Source organism: Leptolyngbya sp. 7M (genome assembly GCF_018128485.1).
Genome location: NZ_CP070897.1, coordinates 1,556,999 through 1,580,666 on the forward strand (window position 1 = coordinate 1,556,999; position 23,668 = coordinate 1,580,666).

At 48.0% G+C, this 23,668-nt stretch carries 24 protein-coding genes and 1 pseudogene; 8 read left to right on the forward strand and 17 right to left on the reverse strand.

Annotated features, from left to right (window positions below):
- Window positions 1-34 precede the first annotated feature (34 nt).
- The 7 genes from JVX88_RS07370 to JVX88_RS07400 form a co-directional block, all read right to left on the reverse strand.
- Window positions 35-1,051 (reverse strand): nuclear transport factor 2 family protein, encoded by a 1,017-nt coding sequence (locus JVX88_RS07370; protein WP_211626689.1) that lies wholly within the window; start codon window positions 1,049-1,051, stop codon window positions 35-37.
- Between the two features lie 343 nt (window positions 1,052-1,394).
- Window positions 1,395-3,068, reverse strand: coding sequence for a bifunctional phosphoribosylaminoimidazolecarboxamide formyltransferase/IMP cyclohydrolase (gene purH, locus JVX88_RS07375; RefSeq protein ID WP_211626690.1), 1,674 nt, complete (start codon window positions 3,066-3,068; stop codon window positions 1,395-1,397).
- A 393-nt stretch (window positions 3,069-3,461) separates the two neighbouring features.
- A complete protein-coding gene (locus JVX88_RS07380; protein ID WP_211626691.1) occupies window positions 3,462-3,944 on the reverse strand; it encodes a hypothetical protein in 483 nt (160 codons plus the stop codon).
- A 243-nt stretch (window positions 3,945-4,187) separates the two neighbouring features.
- Window positions 4,188-5,582, reverse strand: coding sequence for an Asp-tRNA(Asn)/Glu-tRNA(Gln) amidotransferase subunit GatA (gene gatA, locus JVX88_RS07385; RefSeq protein ID WP_211626692.1), 1,395 nt, complete (start codon window positions 5,580-5,582; stop codon window positions 4,188-4,190).
- A 7-nt stretch (window positions 5,583-5,589) separates the two neighbouring features.
- A complete protein-coding gene (locus tag JVX88_RS07390; RefSeq protein ID WP_211626693.1) occupies window positions 5,590-6,042 on the reverse strand; it encodes a hypothetical protein in 453 nt (150 codons plus the stop codon).
- On the reverse strand, window positions 6,039-6,323 hold the full coding sequence (gene gatC, locus JVX88_RS07395) for an Asp-tRNA(Asn)/Glu-tRNA(Gln) amidotransferase subunit GatC (protein WP_211626694.1): 285 nt from the start codon (window positions 6,321-6,323) through the stop codon (window positions 6,039-6,041). Before gatC ends, JVX88_RS07390 begins: the two co-directional genes overlap by 4 nt.
- The gene (locus tag JVX88_RS07400) at window positions 6,301-6,777 is read right to left on the reverse strand and encodes a DciA family protein (RefSeq protein WP_211626695.1); all 477 of its coding nucleotides are present in this window, start codon (window positions 6,775-6,777) and stop codon (window positions 6,301-6,303) included. The genes gatC and JVX88_RS07400 overlap by 23 nt, the downstream gene beginning before the upstream one ends.
- Here JVX88_RS07400 and JVX88_RS07405 point away from each other — a divergent pair.
- Entirely contained in the window at window positions 6,756-7,436 is a 681-nt protein-coding gene (locus JVX88_RS07405) for a Maf family protein (protein WP_211626696.1), read from the forward strand. The genes JVX88_RS07400 and JVX88_RS07405 overlap by 22 nt on opposite strands.
- A gap of 81 nt (window positions 7,437-7,517) precedes the next feature.
- On the opposite strand, the gene JVX88_RS07410 is transcribed toward JVX88_RS07405, so the two are convergent.
- The 5 genes from JVX88_RS07410 to JVX88_RS07430 form a co-directional block, all read right to left on the reverse strand.
- On the reverse strand, window positions 7,518-8,018 hold the full coding sequence (locus JVX88_RS07410; RefSeq protein WP_211626697.1) for a TlpA disulfide reductase family protein: 501 nt from the start codon (window positions 8,016-8,018) through the stop codon (window positions 7,518-7,520).
- A 68-nt stretch (window positions 8,019-8,086) separates the two neighbouring features.
- Complete coding sequence (gene panC, locus JVX88_RS07415; RefSeq protein ID WP_211626698.1) at window positions 8,087-8,941, reverse strand: pantoate--beta-alanine ligase; 855 nt, start codon at window positions 8,939-8,941, stop codon at window positions 8,087-8,089.
- A 4-nt stretch (window positions 8,942-8,945) separates the two neighbouring features.
- A complete protein-coding gene (gene panB, locus JVX88_RS07420) occupies window positions 8,946-9,818 on the reverse strand; it encodes a 3-methyl-2-oxobutanoate hydroxymethyltransferase (protein WP_211626699.1) in 873 nt (290 codons plus the stop codon).
- A gap of 38 nt (window positions 9,819-9,856) precedes the next feature.
- A complete protein-coding gene (gene folK, locus JVX88_RS07425) occupies window positions 9,857-10,402 on the reverse strand; it encodes a 2-amino-4-hydroxy-6-hydroxymethyldihydropteridine diphosphokinase (RefSeq protein ID WP_211626700.1) in 546 nt (181 codons plus the stop codon).
- Between the two features lie 168 nt (window positions 10,403-10,570).
- Entirely contained in the window at window positions 10,571-11,563 is a 993-nt protein-coding gene (locus JVX88_RS07430; protein ID WP_211626701.1) for a UDP-N-acetylmuramate--L-alanine ligase, read from the reverse strand.
- A gap of 26 nt (window positions 11,564-11,589) precedes the next feature.
- On the opposite strand from JVX88_RS07430, the pseudogene JVX88_RS07435 reads away from it, so the two are divergent.
- Window positions 11,590-13,281 (forward strand): annotated as a pseudogene (locus JVX88_RS07435) (PP2C family protein-serine/threonine phosphatase); the annotation flags it as partial.
- Window positions 13,282-13,285: 4 nt separating this feature from the next.
- Here JVX88_RS07435 and JVX88_RS07440 read toward each other — a convergent pair.
- Window positions 13,286-14,089, reverse strand: a complete 804-nt coding sequence (locus JVX88_RS07440; protein WP_211626703.1) for a TrmH family RNA methyltransferase — start codon at window positions 14,087-14,089, stop codon at window positions 13,286-13,288.
- Window positions 14,090-14,222: 133 nt separating this feature from the next.
- Here JVX88_RS07440 and JVX88_RS07445 point away from each other — a divergent pair, with 133 nt between their 5' ends.
- The 4 genes from JVX88_RS07445 (at window position 14,223) to JVX88_RS07460 (ending at window position 19,030) form a co-directional block, all read left to right on the forward strand.
- Window positions 14,223-15,764 (forward strand): acyl-CoA carboxylase subunit beta, encoded by a 1,542-nt coding sequence (locus JVX88_RS07445; protein ID WP_211626704.1) that lies wholly within the window; start codon window positions 14,223-14,225, stop codon window positions 15,762-15,764.
- Between the two features lie 138 nt (window positions 15,765-15,902).
- Entirely contained in the window at window positions 15,903-17,048 is a 1,146-nt protein-coding gene (gene alr, locus JVX88_RS07450) for an alanine racemase (RefSeq protein WP_211626705.1), read from the forward strand.
- A 30-nt stretch (window positions 17,049-17,078) separates the two neighbouring features.
- On the forward strand, window positions 17,079-17,963 hold the full coding sequence (locus JVX88_RS07455; protein ID WP_211626706.1) for a YihY/virulence factor BrkB family protein: 885 nt from the start codon (window positions 17,079-17,081) through the stop codon (window positions 17,961-17,963).
- Window positions 17,964-18,010: 47 nt separating this feature from the next.
- Window positions 18,011-19,030 carry an SIS domain-containing protein gene (locus JVX88_RS07460; protein ID WP_211626707.1) on the forward strand — a complete coding sequence of 340 codons (1,020 nt, stop codon included), beginning with the start codon at window positions 18,011-18,013 and terminating at the stop codon, window positions 19,028-19,030.
- A gap of 374 nt (window positions 19,031-19,404) precedes the next feature.
- Here the strand turns inward: JVX88_RS07460 and JVX88_RS07465 are convergent, their stop codons facing one another.
- Window positions 19,405-19,848: a TolB family protein gene (locus tag JVX88_RS07465; RefSeq protein ID WP_211626708.1), complete on the reverse strand. Its 444-nt coding sequence runs from the start codon at window positions 19,846-19,848 to the stop codon at window positions 19,405-19,407.
- Window positions 19,849-19,920: 72 nt separating this feature from the next.
- Complete coding sequence (locus tag JVX88_RS07470) at window positions 19,921-20,322, reverse strand: hypothetical protein (protein WP_211626709.1); 402 nt, start codon at window positions 20,320-20,322, stop codon at window positions 19,921-19,923.
- 51 nt (window positions 20,323-20,373) lie between these two features.
- On the opposite strand from JVX88_RS07470, the gene JVX88_RS07475 reads away from it, so the two are divergent.
- Both JVX88_RS07475 and JVX88_RS07480 read left to right on the forward strand, forming a co-directional pair.
- Window positions 20,374-20,847: an NUDIX hydrolase gene (locus JVX88_RS07475; protein ID WP_211626710.1), complete on the forward strand. Its 474-nt coding sequence runs from the start codon at window positions 20,374-20,376 to the stop codon at window positions 20,845-20,847.
- 72 nt (window positions 20,848-20,919) lie between these two features.
- On the forward strand, window positions 20,920-21,534 hold the full coding sequence (locus JVX88_RS07480; protein WP_211626711.1) for a phosphoribosyltransferase family protein: 615 nt from the start codon (window positions 20,920-20,922) through the stop codon (window positions 21,532-21,534).
- 48 nt (window positions 21,535-21,582) lie between these two features.
- Here JVX88_RS07480 and JVX88_RS07485 read toward each other — a convergent pair whose 3' ends face one another.
- Together JVX88_RS07485 and recR are read right to left on the reverse strand one after the other, a co-directional pair.
- Complete coding sequence (locus JVX88_RS07485; protein ID WP_211626712.1) at window positions 21,583-22,959, reverse strand: lysophospholipid acyltransferase family protein; 1,377 nt, start codon at window positions 22,957-22,959, stop codon at window positions 21,583-21,585.
- A gap of 12 nt (window positions 22,960-22,971) precedes the next feature.
- Complete coding sequence (gene recR, locus JVX88_RS07490) at window positions 22,972-23,583, reverse strand: recombination mediator RecR (RefSeq protein WP_211628627.1); 612 nt, start codon at window positions 23,581-23,583, stop codon at window positions 22,972-22,974.
- Between the last annotated feature and the right edge of the window lie 85 nt (window positions 23,584-23,668).

Here is a 23,668-nt window from a genome sequence, read left to right on the forward strand (position 1 = left end):
TCCGGCATCGACTGCCTGACTAAGAATAACTTGACTACATCGCAGGCGATTCGAGCATGAACGCAAGTTTCCATGCGTCGCCTTGCTTGACATAGACGCTGGTCTGGTAAAGAGCTCCGTTCTTTTGACCGTCGCACGTTCCATCGGCCGATCCCTTCGAGGTCAGTATCTCAACCGTTGGAGAAATTGCAGTGGAGAATCCATCGGTAAGGCCGACCTTTGTAATGCCTTCGCATTTCATCGTTTCCGTCCATAGCCGAACGATGTTTGCTTTCCCGCTATGCCATTTACCCATAGGATCAACGAGTGCGACATTCTCGGTCAAATTATTGTTGAACCACGTCGCATCTTTTGATTTGAAGGCTTCCCATCCGCCGGTATGGAGCTTTACAAGGGCGTCAGTGTTAGAGCTCGGCTGCGGCTTAGCAGCCGGAGCTGCGGCAGTATTCGATGCTCCCTTGTCGTCGGATCTGGCTTCCTCTTTCTTTGGTTCCTCTTTCTTGCTGTCGTCTGCTTTGGCTGCCGCTGGAGGAGGTGCACTCGGATCAATGATCGGAGTTTCACCGTGATATGCGGCTTGCCAAAGGTCACCGGCCTTTGTCCATATTGTTGCCGCTCTTGCAGGGCTCGGGATCTTCATCTTCTTCCCGTCAACTTCGCATTCGCCGTCGTAAGTTCCCTTGTACGAAACAACGTAGGTGCTGTCATCGATCTTCGCCATTTGCGGGTCATCTAGATTCCATTCCTTGACCTCGCACTTTGCTGAGCCGATCATCTTGATCTCTTCGTTACGGTCAAAACGCTGTCCCTGATGATATGCGACGAACTTTGCAGAGAGGATGTTTTCAAAGTGTTTTGTATCACCCTTGGTCCAGGCCTCGACAGCTTTCTTCTCCATTTCGAGGAACGATTCGGCCGTCGGTACGGCAGGTGCGGGCTTTGCTGCGTTGCCTGCATTCGTAGAATTTGGCGCAGTATTTGTCGCACCGCCATCACATGAGGTCCCGAGCAACATCGCTGCGGCCAAAAAAAGTAACAATTTCAGTTTCATTGGAGTTCTCCCGGTTTTTTTTGATCTATATTCACCCATTGCCGGTTTTGGCCCACGTCCATTGAGGAGTGGATAAACACAAAACACCATTAGCAAGCTTGATCGTTCTTGAATTCGCACAAAATATCTCACAAAAGCGTCAGAACTCAAACTGGCCAGAGGAATATGATTGGGGTAAGCCTGTCTTTTTCTTAAGCCACCGATCTCAAATAAAATGCCCGGAGGTTTGCTTAAAACAAACCCTCCGGGCGCTTCTTCAGTTGTCCTGTATGCGGAAAGATTATCTCATTCGGCGCCTAATGTCAAGACATTTAATGTTTTACTTTAAGAAACAGTGTTTAACTTAATGTTTGAAATGGCGGATACCGGTAAATGCCATCACTATGCCGTGTTCGTTCGCTGCCGCTATCGAATCTTCGTCCTTTACGGAGCCGCCGGGCTGGATTATCGCTGAAACCCCCATTTTTGCTGCCTCATCCACATTATCACGAAATGGGAAGAACGCATCTGACGCAAGAGCAGAGCCTTCTAGCTTAAGTCCGAACCTTTCTGCACGGATACCAGCGATGCGGACAGAATCGACCCGATTCATTTGTCCCGATCCCACACCAAGCGTCTGGAAACGGTCTGCTAGCACGATCGCATTGGACTTAACGTGTTTACAAACACGCCAGGCCATCAACATAGCTGCTATTTGGTCCTCGTCAGGCCGCTTTTTACTGACGATCCTCAGATCGCCAGTTTTGACCAACATTGTGTCTTTATCCTGCACAAGAAATCCGCCCGATATTTGACGATATTCGCGGCCAGTTTCAATTCTGTCTTCGAACGGCAGCTTTAGCACTCTAAGATTCTTCTTGGACCTCAAGAGGCCGAGAGCTTCCTCGTCATAATCCGGTGCGATCACAACCTCAGTAAACACCTCATTTACGGACGCCGCGACGACAGGGTCAACCGTCGTGTTAAAAGCAACTATCCCACCAAATGCTGAGACCGGATCGGTGGATAGTGCTCGTCGGTAAGCTAATTCATTTGTTTCGCCGACCCCAACTCCTGAAGGATTGGTGTGCTTTATTATCGCAACGGCACGCTCCTCAAAATCTTGAACAAGGTTAAACGCAGCTTCAGCATCAAGATAGTTGTTGAATGACATCTCCTTGCCATGAAGTTGCTCGGCTGCGGCAATACCGCCATTATCACTGGTCCGATAGAGTGCGGCCCTTTGGTGGGGATTCTCTCCATAACGAAGATCGGCGACCTTTGCTAACTGGAGAAACAGCTCATTAGAGAGATCTGATCCGTGTACATTCCCACTCAGTTGATGGGAGCTCGAGATTTCAAGATCATCCTCCGCATCAATAAAATAGAGCCCGCCGAGCGGGTTGAAGGGCTCCAGCTTTTCTAACTCGTTCTCAGATAGCAGTCCTGCAAGGTAGGACGAGATCGCCAAGTCATAGCTTGCTGTTCGGGTATATGCAAGAGTGGCCAACATTCGTCGGGTTTGAACAGAAAGTGAACCGTCATTTTGGTCCAGCTCATCTATGACCGAGGCATAAAGTCCGGGGTCTGTAACGACAGCCACATCTCGCCAGTTTTTCGATGCAGAACGGATCATGGCCGGGCCGCCAATGTCGATGTTCTCTATTGCCTCTTCAAGAGAGACACCCTCTTGCGCGATCGTTTGCTCAAAGGGATATAGATTCACAACGACCAGATCGATAGGCTCGATCCCGTGTTCATTCATCGCCGCAAGATGATCTTTATTATCCCTAAGAGCAAGAAACGCTCCATGTATCTTTGGGTGAAGCGTCTTTACACGGCCATCCATCATTTCCGGAAATCCGGTTACGTCCGCGACGTCCGTTACCGCGATGCCAGCTTCACGAAGTGTTTTTGCCGTACCGCCTGTTGAAATTATCTCCACGCCGAGAGCGGCAAGCTTCCTCGCAAATTCAACCGCTCCGGTCTTATCTGAAAGGCTGAACAATGCCTTCTTTATCTTTCTAGCTCCATCCATACGAAACTTTCTGCTCTGCTACTCCATAAAAACAAAACGAGCGGCCCACAAGACCGCTCATCAAAATGTATGATATCTTAATTTTTCGGCGAAACAAACCGTTGGACAATTCCTTCGGACAGACGTGATGCTTTAATTACGCATCAAATAAAAAAACGTCCAAGGAAGAGTAGGCTTAGGAGCAAAGCCACTACATAAACCACGATCTTTATGAAACTCATAACGTGACCACCAAGATCAAAAGAACTTCGAACCGAAAGAACTACAGCTACAGTTGATAACTCAATTATACAAAATAATTCTAGTTTTATTCGCTGTTTTACAAAACTTTACAATAGCGTTTAGTTCTGACCTTATCGTTTCGGTCAAACTCGACCCGACGCTCTGTAAAGCTCAGGTTTCGGGCCGATTTTCTGACGATTCGCGAGTAGGAAATAGGAAGAATCTTGGGTTTTTGACACCAAGAACTGGACGGCCAAGAGAAGTTTCCCGGATCGAAGGGCTAATTGCACTTGATCGTAGCGGAAAACGCGTGGACTTACGCCAACTCATTGATAGTGAATATCTTGCCGAGTCTGAATTCCATTCATGGACATCGGGGTCACGCCTTCTGCGATCTGCCTCCTCCAAGGCTCTTCGCACTTCATCGTCATTCCTGCTTTTTGTCCGCGTCAAAGAACGCAGGCCGTCGGTCAAAACGAATTGTATGCCCCGTTCGCGTAAGGCTGTAACAAGTGCAGGTTTGGACGAAGGTTCTCGTTCGAGCGTGTAGAGAAGTGATACGAATTCCTGCTGCGTCAGAGCTGTAGGCTGTCCACTAACGATTCCCACCAACAGCAGGAAAAGAAAGCAAACCTTAATATTTAAAAGTTGCATAAAATTTTGATGATTCGCACTGACAAACAGTTTACCGATCACTAATTCATATGCTCTTCTCAAAAGACATATCTCAAATTAAGATCTTGAGTTACGACAATGAAATTAAAATGCTCTGCCATTTTAGAAACTTTATCTTAGAATTATCATAAACACACTGTAATCCACTTTCCTGCTGCTTTGCCTATATAAAATAGACCACGCTTAAGTAGTTTATAGGTGATTTTCTCACATAAGCTATTTTCACTCAGCACTGATCATTGGTTTTTGGGATAACGGATAATTGGTGCTATAGATGTTGGCTGCGTTAAGGAGGTCGCCTTCTGTCCAGTAGTTTCCAATAAGTTGAACGCCTATCGGCAGTCGCTCCGATGAAAGTCCGCAAGGAATGCTGATGGCCGGCAGACCGGCAAGATTTGCAGAGACCGTATATATATCGCTAAGGTACATCGCTAATGGGTCATCAGAGCGTTCACCAAGTCGGAAAGCGGTGGTCGGGGAGGTTGGCGTCAGGACAAAGTCGCAGCCCGCAAACGCCGCCCTATAATCGTCGCGGACAAGAGCCCTTACCTTCTGTGCTTTCGAATAATATGCGTCATAATATCCGCTAGAAAGAACATAGGTCCCGAGCATTATGCGTCGTTTTACCTCCGGTCCGAAGCCCTCTTCGCGGGTCTTCATATACATTTCACGCAAAGCGGTGGCGTTTTCAGCACGATACCCGTAGCGAACGCCATCGTAACGTGCAAGGTTAGATGAGGCCTCGGCCGTCGCGATTATATAATAGACCGCTATTCCGTATTTGGCATGCGGAAGTTCGATATCGATGATCTCACAACCTAACCCACGAAAACTTTCGATAGCCGTCTCGACGGAATCCCGCACCTCCTCATCGAGCCCCTCGCCAAAGAACGCCCGCGGAACTCCGATCCGTTTTCCCTTTAATTCATGTTCAAGCATTGAATGATAGTCAGGTACTGGAACATCTGCTGAGGTAGAATCCAATGGATCACGACCAGCGATCACACCGATAACATCTGCCACACTTCCTGCCGAACTTCCGAATATACCGATGGCGTCAAGAGATGATGCAAATGCCACAAGCCCATACCGCGAAATTCGCCCATAAGTTGGTTTCAGTCCGAAGATGCCGCAAAGCGACGCTGGTTGCCGAACAGATCCGCCAGTCTCCGAACCAAGAGCCACATCAACAACCCCAGAAGCAACAGCGACCGCCGAACCGCCCGAGGAACCACCCGGCACCCGTTCGATATCCCAAGGATTCCGTGCTGGACCAAATGCGGAATTTTCATTGGACGAACCCATCGCGAATTCGTCCATATTGGTTTTTCCTATAATTACGCCTCCGGCATCTTTCAATCGTTTGACCGCAGTCGCATCATATTGGGCCTTGTAATTGCCAAGAATACGCGAGCCGCAGGACGTCCGGAGCCCTTTCGTGCAGATATTATCCTTAATCGCGATCGGAATACCACCGAGAGGATGTTGTCGCGGAGACACTTCCAAAGCTCCTGCTGTCTCCAACGCGACATCCGAATCGATAGATAAAAAGCTATTCAGAGTAGGGTTTAGCCGTTCGGCGTTCGCTATTACTCGTTTGATCTCGTCTTTGATCATCTTTTTTCTAGTTATTTACCCTTTCGACGAACCATTGCCCGTCCTCTTTTATTAATTCAACTTTGATGGGCCGCTGTTCAGTGGTCGCCTCTTCCTTCCAAAAGAACAAGACGTCAAATTCCACCCGACTTTCCGACGTTTGCCGGCAACTCCCCACACGAAATGCCCTTGGCAATGATCCTGAACCGACCGTAAAAGGGTCCGAGCCTTCAGGCGCTTGAGCCGCCAAGGTCTTCATCTGAGGTGATAAAAACCGTTCACGCTGCCGGATCCCTTCCGGTGTTATTTCCATCTCATTGCCAAAATGAAAGGAGTAAAACTCCCGGATCAATGGCCGGGCATCATTACAAGCTGGTTGTTCAAGGCTTGGGATCGAACAGGACAAGATCGGCATTAATGCCGTCATAAAGACAACGATAGTGTTGAACGATCGATTCCGAATTTGTTCTTGTTCCCTCATCCGAGGACCTTTGGCACCTGAAAATGACCAGCAATTGAGGAGGGGGCTTCTGAAAGAGCATCTTCCTGAGCAAAAGAAGCGTTCGGAACGTCTTCTCGGACCGTCACCGTCGCCGCCCCCTCCGTAGTCAGTCCGCCGATCATCGGTTCGACGTTCGTGGTGTCCAATTCATTCAGTTGCTCTACGTAACTGACTATGCTGGCCATTTGCGGAGTGTAAACCGCGACCTCTTCATCGGTTATTTCGAGATGTGCCAGTTTAGCGATCTTTCTTACATCCATCTTTGATCTTCCCAAATCTTACTGAATAAGCGCGGGCGACCGAACTAATTTGCGCTCGCAGAACCGGATCCGCGATCTTTTCTAATTTTTCGGCTAATTCATCGGAAAGCTCGTTAGAGACGACTTTCGTTTCCTTGGTATTTCTGAGAATACGGTTGTTCGCGAAAAGATCAGGTTGTTCGACAAATTCAATGTCGTTGATGAGCTTCTCACCTAGAAGAGTGTTCATCTTGAAAAGAAGCTCTGTTCTGTGCTCAAGCAAATTTCGTTGCCAGACCTTGCTTTCAACGGCCACCCTGAGCATATCCCTTTCTAGGCCGACGACTTTGGTTCGGTCTGCCAGCAGATCGCCGGCAACCGAATGCCAAGCTGCTTTTGCCAAACTTAGGTCAGCGTCAGGCGAGCGTCCGATTATTGCTCGGATCGCCGGTAATGAATTCTCAAGTCCAAACATTTGCTATCCGTCGATCGATAAAGGAATATCTTAATCGAGAAATCAAGCAAATGCTAAATCTGGACAAAAGAGCTTTAGAGCTTCCTCAATTAATACTTGCCTCGGGCAGTCCGCGGCGTGCCGAGATACTTACTTCTGTTGGTTGGCCATTCCAGGTCCGCATCCCTGACGTAGATGAAACAGAAAATGCCGGTGAATCTCCGGATGAATACGTTATCCGTTTAGCGGAAGAGAAAGCGGCTACTATAGCTAATGCATTCCAAGAAAGCCTGATCCTAGCGGCAGACACTACAGTGGTCATTGAAGACCAGATACTGGGAAAACCGCGCGACCGTGAGGACGCAGTCCGTATGATAAGTACGCTTTCAGGAGCTACCCATCAAGTTCTTACAGGTATCGCGATCTTAAAAAATGGAACTTGCCGTACAGGCCTACAGAAGACCTCGGTCAGGTTTAGAAAGATGACAGATAATGAAGTAGATTTTTTGGTCGATAAAGGAGATCCATATGATAAGGCCGGTGGATATGCTGTACAGGCACAGGCGGCACTTTTTATCGAGGGTATCGAAGGTGATTATTGGAACGTGGTCGGCCTACCCATAAATCTTGTTTATACTTTAGTAAACGAACTTTGCCATCAATTTGGACGATCTGCTTAAGGTCCGCAAGCATCCCGACTGCATTAATCAAAAAAGCGAGACCTTATCCGGCCTCGCTTCTTTAGTAAGCAAAGAAAAAGATCAAAGAAGTGAATCGATCTTCTTTGAGATCGGGATCGTAATGTCGTAGTTAGGATCAACACCACCAAAAGGCTCACCTGAGCGGTTTCCATTCTTGTCTAAAACAACAAACGATGGAAGTTGGTCAACACCGAATTTTCGAAGCGTTGAGGCCCCGTCCGGATCACGTAAGACCTTCACGGTCAGCTTATTTCGACTCGCCCAGGAACGCAATTCCTCATCGGTTGCATGGTTCTTCGATCTCGGATTGGTCGAATCTGTTAGGACGAAATAGATAACAACATTCCTACCAGAATATTTGCGGGCAAGCGCGTTGGTATATTCAGCCTGCTTCGCGGAAAGAGGAAGCCAGCTTGCACCTATCGCCAAGACTACGACCTTACCGCTCTGGCCCTGAACGTCGACGTTATCACCGTCGAGTGAACGCAAAGAAGTCTGTGCGTACGAAAGGGTCGCTAAAAGACCTATGGTGATCGACGCGATAATTGATCTGGTGAACATTCTCATTTTAAGTTGAGTCTGAGAGTACACTCCCTCCTCGCCGATTTAGATGCAAACTATATGCCAACTTACTGTCCGGGGTGAAGTAAAACGTTATCTATCAATCTAACGGAACCGAACTTTACAGCAACGGCTATGATTGCCGGCATATCTCTAATCTTTTCAATGGGTTCCAGGGATTCCGCATCAACGACGGCAACATAGTCCAGGGAAGCTGCTGGTTCCTCAGAAATTGCGTTTTCAACTATTTGAGCCAGTTTCGCACCATTTCGCTCTCCCTTGCTGAATTCCGATTCGGCCAGCTGAAGAGCCCGGTAAATTACCGCCGCCTTTTCGCGGTCTTCAGGCGTCAAGAGTTCATTTCTTGATGACATGGCGAGACCTGAGGCCTCACGGACCGTCGGCACCGCGATCAGTTCCGTTTCAAAACCGAGATCCCGCGTGAGTCTTTTAATGACCGCAAACTGCTGAGCGTCTTTTCGCCCGAAAAATGCCAGATCAGGTCTGACAATGTTGAACAGAAGGGTAACGATGGTGGCAACGCCACGAAAGTGCCCGGGTCGGGAGGCACCCTCCAATGATTCAGAGAGTCCTTCGACATAGACGTAGGTCGAGAACCCATCCGGGTAGATTTCCGAAGCCTCAGGAGCAAAGATGTAATCAACGTCAAAGTCACGAAGCATCGCGGCATCGGACGTTAGATCACGAGGGTATCGCTCAAGATCATTTTTATCGTTGAACTGGGTCGGATTTACAAATATCGAAACGATGACGACGTCCGACATTTGCCTAGCCTCTTTTACCAAGGTCAGATGCCCCTCGTGAAGAGCTCCCATCGTGGGGACAAATCCTACAGTCTTGTTTTCGCGACGCAGCTTGCGCGCGATAGAGGCCATCCTGTGCCGGCGGTTTATGATCTCCATTTGGTCAGCTCGTGACTGCTTTTTTAGGTTCCGAGAGATGCTCCCCCTTCGGCATTCCGTAGGATTCGCTTTCGTTAGGATAGTCCCCTGACCTTACGTCTTCCATCCATTGGGTGATCGCATTTGTTATGACCTCGCTAACATTCGCATATTGGCGAACGAAGCGGGGCTGTCGGCCGAAGGTAAAACCGATAAGATCGTGAAGGACCAGAACCTGGACATCACAAGCACTGCCGGCTCCGATCCCGATGGTGGAGATACTGAGTTCATTGGTAACTATCTCCGCAACCTCACGCGGCACGAGCTCCAAAACGATTGCAAAGGCTCCGGCCTCTTCAAGCATCTGTGCATCTTCGATCAGAATTTTCGCTGCATCGGCGGTTTTTGCCTGAACTCTGTATCCGCCAAGCTTATGTACCGATTGTGGTGTAAGCCCAACGTGAGCCATTACCGGAATTTCTTCATCAACAAGGCGTTTGACCAGGTTTACACGATTGCGTCCGCCTTCGAGCTTGACGGCCTCTGCTCCACCGTCTTTCATTAAACGAAGCGCATTCCGAACGGCTTTGTTATCGCCTGTATGGAACGAGCCATACGGCATATCCGCAATGATAAGGGCCCTGCTGGCTCCACGCTTAACGGCTTTAGTCGCTGAGAGCATTTCCTCAAGCGTTACGGGAATCGTATTTCCATAGCCGTGGATAACATTCCCCATACTGTCACCGACCAGGATCATATCGACTCCGGCCTCGTCAACAATTCGTGCGGTCGGATAGTCGTAAGCCGTTAGGCAGACGAGCTTTTCACCTTTTTCCTTTGCTTCACGGAGTGCCGGCACGAAAACCTTTTCCGGTTTATCCGGTTTAAGATAGGCCATAAATTGCCCTTAGAATAGAACTTTTCCTTACTGTAAGTCTAGCTTGCCCGAATAAGTTCAGACCCCGTCAGAATAAGCGGATCCCAACGCTTTACATTCGCGGTATCCGTAGATTCGTCAAGCAGCTCGACCATATTCTTCTTGAGCACCGGATGGACGAAGCGGGGAGCGATCTCCACCATTGGAACGAGCACGAAATTACGAAGATGCATCCTGGGATGCGGGACGGTAAGAAATGGGCTGGTGATCCTATGATTCCCAAAAAAAACAAGGTCAAGATCGATGGTCCGAGGCCTTTTCAGATTCTTGTCCTTACGCCCTAGTACATACTCGATCCTAAGCATTCGGGCCATCATCTGGGTCGCGGTGATACTTGTGCATCTGAGCTCCACCGCCATATTCAGAAAATCATCTGCGTCGCCATCTATACCAACGGGCTCTGTCTCATATATCGCCGAAAGTTTTACGACATCAAAACTCGCCTCAAGCAGTCCGCGCACCGCGAGTAGAAGATTTCCTGCGCGGTCGCCAAGGTTCGATCCAAGACTGACATACGCAGTAGTATGGTTCGAATCGAAGAGCATAAATATAAATGGTTGTAAGGATTACTGATTATCTTGTCAAATCATCGGATAAAGGAACCTTATATTGTTTTACGGGCGGTGCCTGAGGCATCGGATCTGAAAACGATAGGCTTTTGCGGGGAACCAGCCAAGGGGCTGTTATTGACAAGGCCGCGAATCCGAATGAATTCAACCTGCACGCAAAACGCCAAGCAATTTTTCGTGGATACCACCGAATCCGCCGTTGGACATAATTGCAACAACGTCCCCTTCTTCCAATTCCGGCCTTAACCGATCTATTATCGCATCGGCATCGGGTAATGTTTCCGCCGGCTTGCCGGTCGCAGCGATATTTGCGACCAGTCTTTCGACATTCATTACATCGCCATAATTCTTCGCATCCTCCGGATTGAAAACGCCGGCAATGATCACCTGATCGGCGTGTACGAATGCGTCCTTATACCGATCTTCAAAAGTGGACAACCGAGATGTACGTGAACGCGGCTCAAAAATAGCGATAAGGCGATTATTTGCATATCTTTGCCGCAAGGCACGCAATGTCTCATCCACTGCAGTCGGATGGTGAGCAAAATCGTCAATAACGGTTACTCCGCGTTCGATGCCACGAACTTCCATTCGTCGTTTTACCGACTTGAAAGTGTCAAAGGCCTCCTGCATCTTCTCCCGTGAAATACCCCAAGCATCAGCAGCAATTATTACCGCAAGGCAGTTTCGAATATTAAAATCCCCTATCAGCTTTGTCTGGAATTCTCCCCATAGAGAATTTTCACGATAAACGCTAAACCTGGTAACATCGGTCTCTAGTGAGATATCCCTGGCCTGCCACTTAGCGTCCGGGCCTACTCCGAACGTTTCGATCGTCGTGAATAGCTTACCCTTCATTTGGTCTAGCACTTCGACGACCACCGGCGAATCAACACCGCAGATCAGGCGGCCATTGCCCGGAACTAGGTTCATCAACCGCGAAAATTGCCATTTGATCGCGTCGAGATCTTTGTAGATGTCCGCATGATCGAACTCTATGTTATTGACTATTGCGATCTCCGGCAGATAAGACATAAACTTCGGCTTTTTGTCGAAAAATGCCGTGTCGTATTCATCACCTTCTATAACGAAATGATCACTATTCGTTACGCGAAAACTTTGACCGAAATTCTGCACCAGGGCTCAGTGAAAAACGCCTCCAGAACGAAGATTCATATCTGTCATTGCCCCAATACGGGATATTCGCCGTTGCTGACGGCGTTGGCGGTGCGTTATCTGGTGATGTCGCATCCCAGATGGTTGTCGAAATGCTAGGCGAAGCATTTGCCAACTTCAGCGGCGAAGTGTCTCCAGAAGAAATGATCACCGTTGCCATCGATAGAGCAAACCTCGCGATCAATCAGATGGCAAGTGAGATGCCGCAAATGGCAGCTATGGCTACAACCGTAGTTGTACTTCATCTTACTGGATCGACTGCCACCATCGCTCATGTTGGTGACTCCCGCTTATATCGCCTAACTCCTGACGGCACCCTTTATCGTGAGACAGCCGATCACTCAGTTGTTGAGGAAGCTGTTCGGGCAGGTCAAATGACGCCAGAACAAGCTGCTATGCACCCGAGCAGGAATGTCATTAGTAGAGCCGTTGGGGCCGAGATGTCAGTTGATATCGACATCAAGAAGATTGACGTTCAGCCGGGAACGATCTTTTTGCTTTGCTCTGACGGTATAACCCGGCACATCGGAGATCAAGAACTTGAATCTCTTCTAACGACCGGAATGAGCCTTGAAATGCTTTGCGAGCAAATGAAAGAGATGTGCTATGACCGCGGAGCGGAGGATAATCTTACTGCCGTTCTCGTAAAAGTTCCTGGCTCTCCAGTTCGCGCGGATTCGGCAACTGACATTCATTCTGGTTCGATAGCGACAGAAGGTCTTTACCTAGATGAAGAAGAAACCATCGCCACTGCCCGTTCCCCTTTTGATAACGTAGCAGAACGATTTGGAGAGACACCTAACGTATCAGCAGATATCCTTGAGGGATCTGGTGAAATAGCTGCATCACCAAACTATGGTTCGATCGTCGATGAGATCGAACAGCCGCCGATCGCAATAACGAAAGATATTCCTAGCGATGATGAGTCCTATCTGATGGACATACCCCAACCGGAGCCGGTCTTCGATCCGGAGGACCAGCCTGAACTCGAAAAGATCGAACACGAAACTGTATCCAGCGATTATGCCTCATCTCGCGTAATAGTTCCTGCGGGGAGCCAGGCCACTACTTCAGAGACCGAAAAGGAGTTCTCAATATTCGGTCAGACTTCCTCGACAGTCGTAAAGCAAAATGTTGCCCCATCAAAGTTCGGAAGTTTTCTTAGGTCGCTAATTTACCTTCTGCTTGGTGCGGCACTTGGAGCCGCAGGACTTTATTTCTGGCAACAATCAAATCCCGAACCGCAGCCTGTTTCTATTCCTGTCAGTGAGCTTACACCCCGAACCAATAATGTTCCCGCATCATCATTCGAAGAACTCAGGTGGCGCGTAGATCAGGATCCGAATGCATATATCAAATCCAACGTCGCCGCGACAAAAGATGCCGAGGACCACTACATTCTCGGTCGCGCCTTGTTCTTGACAGGAGAACATTTTGCGGCTCGGCGTCAGTTTATTCTTGCACTGAGCAAGATATCTGAAGCCGAACCAGGTGTGGCAGCAACCATTCGCGCCGATATCGCAATGATGAATTCGATAATGGGGGATCCACAAGCGGCTGAGGCATTTAAGTCATCATTTGCTGAAGTCATGAAGCAGAATTCCAACACTGCTCCAGCATCAAATACAGTCGATGCCGCCAATAGTTCGAATTTGGGGAATATGAACGCAAGTCCTTGATAACTTACGTTACTCGACGCTTTGCTTCAAAAAGCGTTATACCTACGGAAACTGCCAAATTCAAACTTTCGACGGTGCTCTCCATTGGAATCACCAGTCCTTTCACCGCTTGTGAAAGTTCGTTTTCGGCAATTCCGTGAGCTTCGGATCCTACAACCAAGATCACAGGTTGCGTCCAGTCATACTCATAAATTGAAATATCACCTCGCGGATCTAGACCCACCATCTGCAATTGATATTCTGCCGCGAGATCAAACAATATCTTGGGATCCATATTTTCTACTATCGGTACTCGAAACACCGATCCCATCGAACCTCTGATCGATTTAGCAGAAAAGGGATCAGCTGACCCTGGAGAAGTAATGACTCCAGCTATGCCCGCAGCTTCCGCAGCTCGGATCGCCGCTCCTAGGTTCGATGGATTGTTGATCTGAGAAAGATAGAGGATGATCTTGACGACTATACCAGAGTCTTCAAGGCGTAGTTTAATTCGATCGAGCGACCACTTAGGACGTTCAGCAAGTGCAATGACTCCTTGAGGATTTTTTGTTTCGGCGATACCATCAAACAACTTTCGCGACACTGAATAGACCCCGTTACGGTCTTCTATTCTGCTTTCGATAAAAGGACGGATCTCTTCTGCGGGGAGCTCCTCAAAGAAAATTATTGAGCGAATGAGTATTCCGGATTGAATAGCATCCTTCACCAATCGCTTTCCTTCTAGAAAAACTAACTCGCGATGGTTTCCATCCCGTACCTTCCGAGCAAGTTTTAGTATCTGGTTATCACGACTACTGATGCGCTTCATAAAATAGGATAGCCTTACTTCCCTGTCTGCCTAAACCGGCCTGTCAATATTAAACTGATGTCCTATCTTCCAGAATTTGCTACAAATATCAAACAGGATAAACTTTATCTTAATGAGACCCGAATCAAAATCTTTGACCAAGTTAGACGATCTGCGTGAACGCGAACTAACTGCAGCCCTCGGCGGCGGCATTGAACGGCTCGAAAAACAACGTGCCGGTGGCAAAATGACAGCCCGCGAACGTATCGAGTTCTTCCTTGATGATGGCACTTTTGAGGAATTCGACAAGTTTGTAGTTCATCGTGCGACCGGTTTCGGACTTGAGCGGCAGAAATTCCCGGGCGATGGAGTTGTTACCGGCCATGGTCTTGTCAATGGACGTGAGGTTTTTGTCTTTGCACAGGATTTCACGGTTTTTGGCGGCTCGCTTTCTGAAACCCATGCCGAAAAGATATGTAAGGTTATGGATCTCGCGATGAAGGTTGGTGCGCCGATCATCGGACTGAACGATTCGGGTGGTGCGAGGATACAGGAAGGAGTTGTCAGTCTCGCGGGATATGCAGACATCTTCCTTCGAAATACTTTGGCAAGCGGAGTCATACCCCAGATCAGTTGTATAATGGGGCCTTGCGCAGGCGGTGCGGTGTATTCTCCCGCCATCACTGATTTCAACGTGATGGTCAAGAACACCTCCTATATGTTCATCACAGGTCCGGATGTCATTAAAACCGTTACTCATGAAGAAGTTACAAAGGAAGAACTCGGCGGAGCATTGACGCACAATTCAAAGTCCGGGGTCGCACACTTCGCCTCCGATTCTGACGAACACGCATTACAGCTGACGCGGGAACTCCTTTCATTCCTACCATCGAACAATATGGAAGATCCGCCGATCGAACCAAATGATGACCCGATAGATCGCGCGGATCTAACCCTCAACAGCCTTGTCCCGGAATCATCAGACCAACCTTATGACATCAGAGAGGTCATCTCACGGGTGGTGGACGAAGGATATTTTTTCGAGGTCCAAGAGCACTTCGCACAAAATATTGTTATTGGATTTGCACGGCTCGGTGGACGCTCCGTGGGCATCGTAGCAAACCAGCCTGCATTTCTCGCGGGCGTTCTTGACATAGATGCTTCTACAAAAGCAGCTAGATTTGTGCGATTCTGCGATTGCTTCAATATTCCTCTGGTTACTTTTGAAGATGTTCCTGGCTTTTTACCGGGAGTGAATCAGGAGCATTACGGCATAATTCGCCACGGAGCCAAACTCCTTTATGCCTTCGCTGAAGCGACCGTACCAAAGATCACTGTAATTACCCGAAAAGCCTACGGCGGAGCTTATTGTGTAATGGCCTCAAAACATATCCGAACTGACGTGAATTATGCATATCCAACAGCCGAAATAGCGGTTATGGGGGCGGAAGGCGCCGTGGGAATTCTCTATAGAAAAGAACTTATGGATACTACTAACCCGGAGATAACCCGAAGCCGAATAATCCGTGAGTACAATGAAAAATTTGCCAATCCTTACGTCGCGGCTGAACGAGGCTTTATCGATGAGGTGATCGAACCCGCTCAAACTCGGCAAAAACTGATCCGTTCTTTAGAACTTCTGAAAAACAAGAGGGACAGAAATCCACCGAAGAAACACGGAAATATCCCTCTTTAATTGTTATTATCGAATGGTTTAGATCTTATTAAATAATCTAACACATGAGGTATTTATTTTCTTGAGCTTCACCTCAACTGTTGAATAGTGACAGTTGAACTAGGCTCATAACTCCTGTTGATTCTTTCGCTATCGACCATGAATGAAAATTCAGCTGAAAGACCCACCAAAGCAATAGTTGATCTTGATCACCTACGCTTCAATTATACCTCAATAAAGCGATTTATTGGGCCTGAGCCTCAAGTGATGGCTATAGTAAAAGCCGATGCTTACGGGCACGGGGCAAACGAGTGTTCTAAAACCTTACAACAGGTGGGCGTCAAACATTTCGGGGTTGCTCTTCCTGAAGAAGGAGTTGAACTGAGGAAAGGCGGCATCGCCGGCAGGATCGTTTGTTTCGGCAATTGGCCCGGCCAGGAACAAATGATCATCGCGGATCGCCTCACCCCTGTATTTTTTCAGATCGACCGGCTAAAGGCCTTTGATGAATCGGCCGGAGCTCAAGGGATTGTCTATCCTGTGGTCATCAAAATAGACACTGGAATGGGAAGAGTGGGGGTTCCATTTGGTTCGGTTGGGGAGTTTGCCTCCGAAGCGGCTAAATTTAAGAACATCAAGATCGAGGGTTTAATGACGCATTTCTCTACCGCAGACCAACCGCAGAACAATCTAACCGATACTCAGATCAGACGTTTCAATAAAGCAGCTGAGATCTTTCAGGCTAAGGGGGTTCAACCCAAATATTTGGACATGGCCAATTCGCCCGGAGCCATTGTGTTTCCGAATTCACGTTCTTCGCTTGTACGGATTGGTGGCTTGCTTTATGGACTCGGCGGTGACGTTCTTCCCAAGGGATTCCCTGGGCCGGAATTGAAAGCAGTGATGTCTCTGTATTCAAAGGTATCATTTATCAAAAGGGTCCCCGCCGGAACAACTATTGGCTATGGAGCCAGTTTTGTTACCAAACGAGATTCGGTCATCGGCACTATTCCCATAGGTTATAACGACGGCTATAGACGAGGTCTTTCGAATAGTTCAAATGTTCTAATTAGAGGCAAATTTGCTCCGGTCATCGGTCGTGTGTCGATGGACTGGACAACCATAGACCTGACCGATATACCAGAAGTAAATGTCGGTGATCGAGTTACAGTGATCGGAAATGATCAGGGACACCGGATCTTGGCTGAAGACATTGCAGAATCATTAAACACGATCTCGTACGAGGTTACGTGCGGTATTAGCCGTAGAGTTCCGCGAGTATATGTTTCGGACCAAGATAGGTGACCTATTCGAGGTTAAGGGGAGGTTCAACTAATGGCTTCAATAAGGGATCTGCAATGGAAAGAATTCTTTCTAAAGCTCTATGAAGAATCCTTCGAAGTCGATATATTCAGCCGCGCTGCCCAAGTTGCTTTTTATTTCTCGTTCTCCTTATTTCCACTCCTTTTCTTTCTTGTTTCGCTATTTGGACTGATATTGGAATCTACAGGCGAGCTAAAGCAGGAGTTATTCGAATACCTGCGACAACTTCTTCCCTGGTCTGCTTTTGTGTTAGTTCGTGACACCGTAAACGAGATCACAGAAGGTAGTACTACCGGAAAACTCACGCTTGGTCTCGCAATAATGTTATGGTCAGCCTCCGCCGGAATAGACAGTGTAAGGAATGCGCTGAACTCGATATTTCATCTCACGGAAACACGAACGTGGTTTAGGACAAAGGGGGAATCACTTCTTCTGACGCTGGTATTGATAATTCTCATCGCGCTTATCCTTGGCATCGTTTTTTACGGGTGGCAACTCGTGAGGATCAGCTTGGGAGGCATCGGATTGGATGTTAATTCACCTTGGATCTTGGTAGCCATACAATGGATATCTGTTTTGCTTCTGCTTCTTCTTGCTTGTGAGATCTTTTACAATTTACTCCCAAACTTTAAGAAGCGGCGTTGGCTTTGGATCACGCCCGGAACAGTGGTCGCTATAATACTGTGGCTTTTGCTTACAAATGGCTTCAAACTGTATTTGCAGTATTTCAACACCTATAATCGAGCATACGGCTCGCTTGGAGCTGTTATTATCTTGATGCTTTGGCTCTATTTGACCGCAGTCGCTCTTCTGGTTGGCGGAACGATCAACTCGGTGCTTATTGCTATGAGAGAAGGATCACGATCAGATGAAGCTAAGCCTAACAAAATTGTTTAGAGTAGGCACTTAATACATCACTTCATACATTGCTTGCTATGTCATTGATGCTAAATGAGATATATGAACAGCCGGAAGTGCTTGAACGCACCATCTTGGCAGAATCTTCAAAGGTGCGCAGACTTGCCGACCATCTGAAACGTCGCGAAATAAACCTTATCATACTCGTTGCCCGAGGAAGTTCGGATAACGCTGCACAATTTGGACGCTATCTGATCGAAACCACGACCGGAATCCCAGTCTCTTTAGCCGCGCCGTCAGTTTTCACCATCTACAAAGCCGATCTAAAATTGGAGCGTGCTCTAGTAGTTGGGATCTCACAGTCTGGAGAGGGATCAGACATCAATATTGTGCTCGAACGAGCTAAAGAATGTGGTGCGTTCTCCATTGCAATCACAAATAACGCTAATTCCACGATGGCACAGATCGCGGATGAAAGTCTGTTGGTGCACGCAGGACCGGAACGCTCAGTAGCTGCGACGAAGACATATACAGGGCAAATGATGTGTTTTTATTTGCTCGCGTCAGCGCTAGCCCCAAACAACATTGCTATCAATAAGATACCAACGTTTGTTAATAACACACTTGAACTCCGCAGCAATATTCAAAACCTTGTCGACCGATACGTGTTTATGGAGAATTGTGTTGTGGTTGGTCGGGGTCTTAATTACGGAAATGCGTATGAGCTTGCGCTAAAACTAATGGAAACGTGTTATGTGGTGGCTGAGAGATTTTCTTCGGCAGATCTTTTTCATGGCCCGCTTGCCGTGATCGAGAGGCGCTTTCCTGTTATTTTCTTTGCTCCAAATGGCCCTACGTCAAAAAGTAATTTGTTGCTTTCGGAACGATTGAATGAGCTTCACGCAGATACCCTAGCGATAACTAATGACCCAAGGATAGGCTCCATTTCAACATGTTCAATACTCCTTTCTGATGAGATAGACGAAATTCTTTCGCCAATCCCATTCATCGTTCCGGGACAGATCCTGGCGGCACTACTATCTGAAGCAAAAGGACTTGACCCGGATAAACCGCGTTCGCTTACAAAGGTAACAAAAACGATCTGACCCGATCGGCGATTCAAGATGGAGGAATCTCATAAATCTTTCGCCTATCTAATTGACCGAACGGCATTTCTGTTCTTTTTGCTCTACATCATCTCGCTCGCATTCCCATTTATCCGATTTCAGGCAATGGGGGTGACGATTGAAATTTCAGACCTTATATTCATTGCTTTCGCCGCCACATTGTTTGTCAGACTGCTTTTCCTATGGAAGATAGTCTTATCCGGACGTGATTTTCTGCCCGTTGGTTTCTACTTCTTTGTCTTGTCTCTTGCCGTGCTGTTCTCAGCCGACCTTGCTGACAGTCTTAAAAAATTGGTCGGAGAGATCTATCTTTTCTGTGTATTCCTTTCAACAACGATAGTTGTCACTTCTTTTCAAAGAATCAACCACTCGAAATTACCGACCCCGGACTTTCCGTCCGTTATCTGTTCTGCCTCGCCCCCTTCTGCGTTCAAAACATATATCTGATTCCGGTTATCTTTCCTGTTCGAGGTGAACGCGATGAATTTACCGTCTGGCGACCATTTCGGATTTGCAGACGAGCGCTCGCCGAACGTTATCTGTCGGTTGTTTGTTCCATCGGTGTTCGCTATCCAGATCTGCGTTATAAATTCGCTTTTGTCCGCGGTCATTACGGCCTCGTTCACCGTGTAAACGACGCGGCGGCCATCCGGTGATATTTTCGGAGTCCCGGGAACCTTCAACTTAACTTGCGTCTCCGGTGTCCAGATCGATGGAATCGTTTGCCCGTCAATATCAGATACTGAAAAAAGAAAAAATATGATTGCGGCCGCAAGGCTAAGGGCGCGAGCTTTCATCTAATTCTCTCCTGCTAGTAGTTTTGAGTGTTTGGGTATTGTGCAACAACTCGAGGCATCTGGCAATGCGGATCATACTGATCTTTGCAATGTGAATTTCCAAACCATACGCTCCCTCACCTCATCGAGCACGTATGCACTATCGATCACGATCCACTCGCCCAGAAACTCCCATCTATTCACGCCGAGCTTATTGAATAGCGGGACCGAATGGCCGGACTTAATTGCATCAAGCAATGCCTGATTTGCTGCATCTAGTTTCTGATCACCGCGGCGTCCCGAACCGGTGTAATGAATTATGTGCTCTGTTTCACCATGGAAATCCGGATAGCAGGGATTGATGCGGCCGAAATCAGTAAGAAGAGATATGAGCCTTCCGTTCTTCTGATAGATCCCGTTTCGCGATCGATGGATCTGTGAAACCTCGCTCCAAGTGAGAGGTGCAGTTAAACTATCGGCGCGCTCTATGGACATCGATCGAAGGTTCTAGCGTATTATCATAGTTAGGTCAAACGGAACATCAAAATGCCGATCAAGGGGAGATCCTTAAAGAAGGTCGCACGAAAATTCTGGAGAGCTTTGCCTGCAGGAGCAAGGAAGAGATTGGTCCGGGTCTGGCAAGACCGCTTCACCGCGTCGGTAGCGGCGATAGTCAGGAACGGTGACGGAAAGATTTTACTCCTGAACCATGTGCTTCGGCCTTATTCGGGTTGGGGTTTCCCTGGTGGCTTTATCGATCACGGAGAACAGGCCGAAGATGCAATACGAAGGGAACTCGATGAGGAAACCGGGGTGATGCTTTATGATCTCGAGCTTTTCCGGGTACGAATTGTAGGTACACACGTTGAGATTCTCTACACGGCCAGGACAAAAGATACGGCGTATGTTAATAGCGGGGAGATAATCGAGCTCGGATGGTTCGCGGCAGATGAGCTTCCAAAAGACCTAAGCAAAGCACAAGCAGCATTGATCCGAGAAATTCTGGAAACGGACGGTTGAAAATGCCAGGTGCGGTCATTAAGATACTTTTTTATCCATTTTGCTGAAGTTTAATTTAATCAGGAGAAAATAATGATCGATCTTATCCCTTCGCCCGAAGAGGTAATGAAGATATTGCAGGAAACAGGAGCCTATAGGCGGGGACATTTTATTTATCCTAACGGTAAGCACGCATCCCACTACTTCCAGATGCCGCTCGCCTTCCGTTATTACGATAATGCCCGAATACTTTCGGTCGGGCTCAGCCGCCATTTCAGAATGGAAAAATCCATCGCCCGCAGCCTTCCTAAGGTCTCTGTTATTAGCCCCAGCCCGGGCGGGATCATGGTCGCCTTCGGTGTTCGCGAAGCGTTGAGCGCGGAGCAAATATATTGGGCCGAAACGGAAGATGGAAAGCGCCAATTTCGTCAGTACATGGCTGAAACCGATGTCCATCCGGCGATCATCGTCGATGACATTATCCGTTCCGGAAAGGCGATCAGGGAAACCATCGAATTGATACGTGAGATCGGGTCAGAAGTCATCGGAATAGGTGCTATCGCCCGCTTTGAAGACGGACCTGAGGAATTTGACGGGATCCCCGTAAAGAGTCTCCTTACATTTGATGTGAACTTCTATGAAACCGAGGAAGAATGGAGACGTTCACGGAGCGCGTCGGATGCCATAGAGGAAAAGGTTAGATTTTAGGTTGGCTTTTAATCTAGAGTTTGGGCAGGTGCGTAACGGCCTGCCTTTTTATTGTCGATCATAACCGATCAGCTTTCGCTGCATTTCCCGCCGCTCAACAAATAATCTTAAGAACACCTCTTTCTTTGTAAGAAATAGTGCGACTGCGTTGGCCCAGCCGCGCAGATCTTCAAACTGCTCGATCGTATAAAGTGCGACGAGACCAAAAAGAGCAGAAATAGGAATAGAGAAAATGCCGGATTCCCAACCGAGAAAATATCCAACCACCAAAGCCGTGATCAGCCATGTCGCCGGCATAAAAACAACGCCGGCGAGCACTTTTGCCGTTGAGGCAACGTCATCCGCTCCATGCCGCGAATACCATTCGGAGAAAAGACGACAAAGTTGATAAGCGGGAGAATGCAGGATAATTCCGATCACGGCGAAGGGAAGTAGCAGCAATAGCCACCAAGAGCGGGAGATCGCTTCCCTGACAACGAACGAACGGTCAAACTGAGCGAGTGACAGATGTTCCGGTCCGATACCATATCGATTTAGCTCTTGATCAAATCGATGGATCTCCGAGCGTAGCTTTTCATCTTCGGGATCGTCCTCGGTCTCAAGGTCGTCAATATATGCCTGAAGAAATTCCAGCTTTTCACCAAGGTTCTCGTTATCACCCGATGAAGAGAATATCGCTTCGGCTATCCGAGCCGTATTCATAGCGGCATCTGTTTCAGCATTTAGCGTAACCTTTCGAAGCTCTTCTTCGATCAGAGCTGTTAGCTCTTTTACTGCGTCCCGCGGCGGCTGGCCATCAGTGTCGAGTGCGGTCGGGTGTACACGGAACGGCTCACCAAAATGCAACAACGCCTCGCTCCGAAAAGCTTTCTTGCTTGTGTAAAAAAGCCCAACGGGAACTATCCGAAGATCGAAGTTGTCATCACCAACCGAGACCGCCCCAAGGGCAATGCGCGCCGCACCAGTCTTTGCAGGCAACAATTTTGGTGAATTATGCGAGACACCTTCAGGGAAAAGGGCGATCGAGCCTCCTCCCCGAAGCATTTGGCTTGCCAACCGAAACGTTTCTTGATTCTTCGCAATATCCTCTCCCGCATCTATGCGGCGGTAAACGGGAAGTGCTCCGACCGTGCGAAGCAGAAACGATATGACCGGCATTTTGAACAGTGTCGATTTGGCAAGAAAGGATATCCGCCGGGGCATCGCAACGAAGACGAGAGCTGGATCTATGAGCCCATTGGGATGATTCATTACAAAGATGACACCCGTTCCCGAAGGGACTGTATCGGCATTCACTGTTTCGATCCGGCGAAAAAAGAGTTTTAGGGCGATGCCAAATACAGCGAGAACAAGACGAAATGTCAATGTGCCTTTTCTGTTTCGAAAAAGATCGATGAGCCGAAGCTTTTTGATCGAGAGTCTCATCGAAGCAACCCCTTAGATCTCGTGACGATTTGCAAGGGCCCTGTCCATCGTAACTTCATCGACGTATTCAAGGTCGCTTCCAACGGGCATTCCCATCGCGATGCGGGTTACTTTTACGCCAAGTGGTTTCAGCAGACGAGCGATGTAATTGGCGGTAGCTTCACCTTCAGTAGTCGGGTTCGTGGCGACGATTATCTCTTTCACCTCTGTCCCCTCGTTATTCTCGGGCAACAGCCGCGGCAAAAGGTTGTTGAGCATAAGCTCGTCCGGACCGATGCCGCGTATCGGCGAAAGTGATCCATGAATGATGTGATATAAGCCCTTGAATGAACGCGTTTTTTCGATAGCTACAAGATTATACGGTTCTTCGACAATGCAGATAATCGATCGGTCGCGTTTAGGATTCGCACAATAAAGACAAGGATCTACGTCGGTCAGATTGTTACACACCGAACAGAAAACTATCTTTTCCTTTACCTCGCGAAGTGCATCGATGAACGCGTCAACTTCTGCACGTGGACGACGCAAAACGAAGAAGGCAAGCCGTTGAGCAGATTTTCCGCCTATCCCCGGCAGCCGTTTGAATTCATCGATCAGTTTAGCGACCGGTTCTGAATAATCCAGCATTGATAATATCTTCTAATGCAGGATCGCCAAGACAGAAAGTTGAAAGACAACAACTTGCGTCTTGGCAACCATGCGGATCTGA

Excerpts from the sequence above, each read along its gene's own strand:
- JVX88_RS07465 (WP_211626708.1), bottom strand. The coding sequence starts at position 19,848 with ATGAAAGCTCGCGCCCTTAGCCTTGCGGCCGCAATCATATTTTTTCTT.
- purH (WP_211626690.1), bottom strand. The coding sequence starts at position 3,068 with ATGGATGGAGCTAGAAAGATAAAGAAGGCATTGTTCAGCCTTTCAGAT.
- alr (WP_211626705.1), top strand. The coding sequence starts at position 15,903 with ATGAATGAAAATTCAGCTGAAAGACCCACCAAAGCAATAGTTGATCTT.
- JVX88_RS07480 (WP_211626711.1), top strand. The coding sequence starts at position 20,920 with ATGATCGATCTTATCCCTTCGCCCGAAGAGGTAATGAAGATATTGCAG.
- JVX88_RS07485 (WP_211626712.1), bottom strand. The coding sequence starts at position 22,959 with ATGAGACTCTCGATCAAAAAGCTTCGGCTCATCGATCTTTTTCGAAAC.
- panB (WP_211626699.1), bottom strand. The coding sequence starts at position 9,818 with ATGGCCTATCTTAAACCGGATAAACCGGAAAAGGTTTTCGTGCCGGCA.
- JVX88_RS07455 (WP_211626706.1), top strand. The coding sequence starts at position 17,079 with ATGGCTTCAATAAGGGATCTGCAATGGAAAGAATTCTTTCTAAAGCTC.
- JVX88_RS07405 (WP_211626696.1), top strand. The coding sequence starts at position 6,756 with ATGAATTCTCAAGTCCAAACATTTGCTATCCGTCGATCGATAAAGGAA.
- JVX88_RS07400 (WP_211626695.1), bottom strand. The coding sequence starts at position 6,777 with ATGTTTGGACTTGAGAATTCATTACCGGCGATCCGAGCAATAATCGGA.
- JVX88_RS07470 (WP_211626709.1), bottom strand. The coding sequence starts at position 20,322 with ATGTCCATAGAGCGCGCCGATAGTTTAACTGCACCTCTCACTTGGAGC.
- JVX88_RS07380 (WP_211626691.1), bottom strand. The coding sequence starts at position 3,944 with ATGCAACTTTTAAATATTAAGGTTTGCTTTCTTTTCCTGCTGTTGGTG.
- gatA (WP_211626692.1), bottom strand. The coding sequence starts at position 5,582 with ATGATCAAAGACGAGATCAAACGAGTAATAGCGAACGCCGAACGGCTA.
- JVX88_RS07440 (WP_211626703.1), bottom strand. The coding sequence starts at position 14,089 with ATGAAGCGCATCAGTAGTCGTGATAACCAGATACTAAAACTTGCTCGG.
- folK (WP_211626700.1), bottom strand. The coding sequence starts at position 10,402 with ATGCTCTTCGATTCGAACCATACTACTGCGTATGTCAGTCTTGGATCG.
- gatC (WP_211626694.1), bottom strand. The coding sequence starts at position 6,323 with ATGGATGTAAGAAAGATCGCTAAACTGGCACATCTCGAAATAACCGAT.
- panC (WP_211626698.1), bottom strand. The coding sequence starts at position 8,941 with ATGGAGATCATAAACCGCCGGCACAGGATGGCCTCTATCGCGCGCAAG.
- JVX88_RS07475 (WP_211626710.1), top strand. The coding sequence starts at position 20,374 with ATGCCGATCAAGGGGAGATCCTTAAAGAAGGTCGCACGAAAATTCTGG.
- JVX88_RS07410 (WP_211626697.1), bottom strand. The coding sequence starts at position 8,018 with ATGTTCACCAGATCAATTATCGCGTCGATCACCATAGGTCTTTTAGCG.
- JVX88_RS07460 (WP_211626707.1), top strand. The coding sequence starts at position 18,011 with ATGCTAAATGAGATATATGAACAGCCGGAAGTGCTTGAACGCACCATC.
- JVX88_RS07370 (WP_211626689.1), bottom strand. The coding sequence starts at position 1,051 with ATGAAACTGAAATTGTTACTTTTTTTGGCCGCAGCGATGTTGCTCGGG.
- JVX88_RS07390 (WP_211626693.1), bottom strand. The coding sequence starts at position 6,042 with ATGAGGGAACAAGAACAAATTCGGAATCGATCGTTCAACACTATCGTT.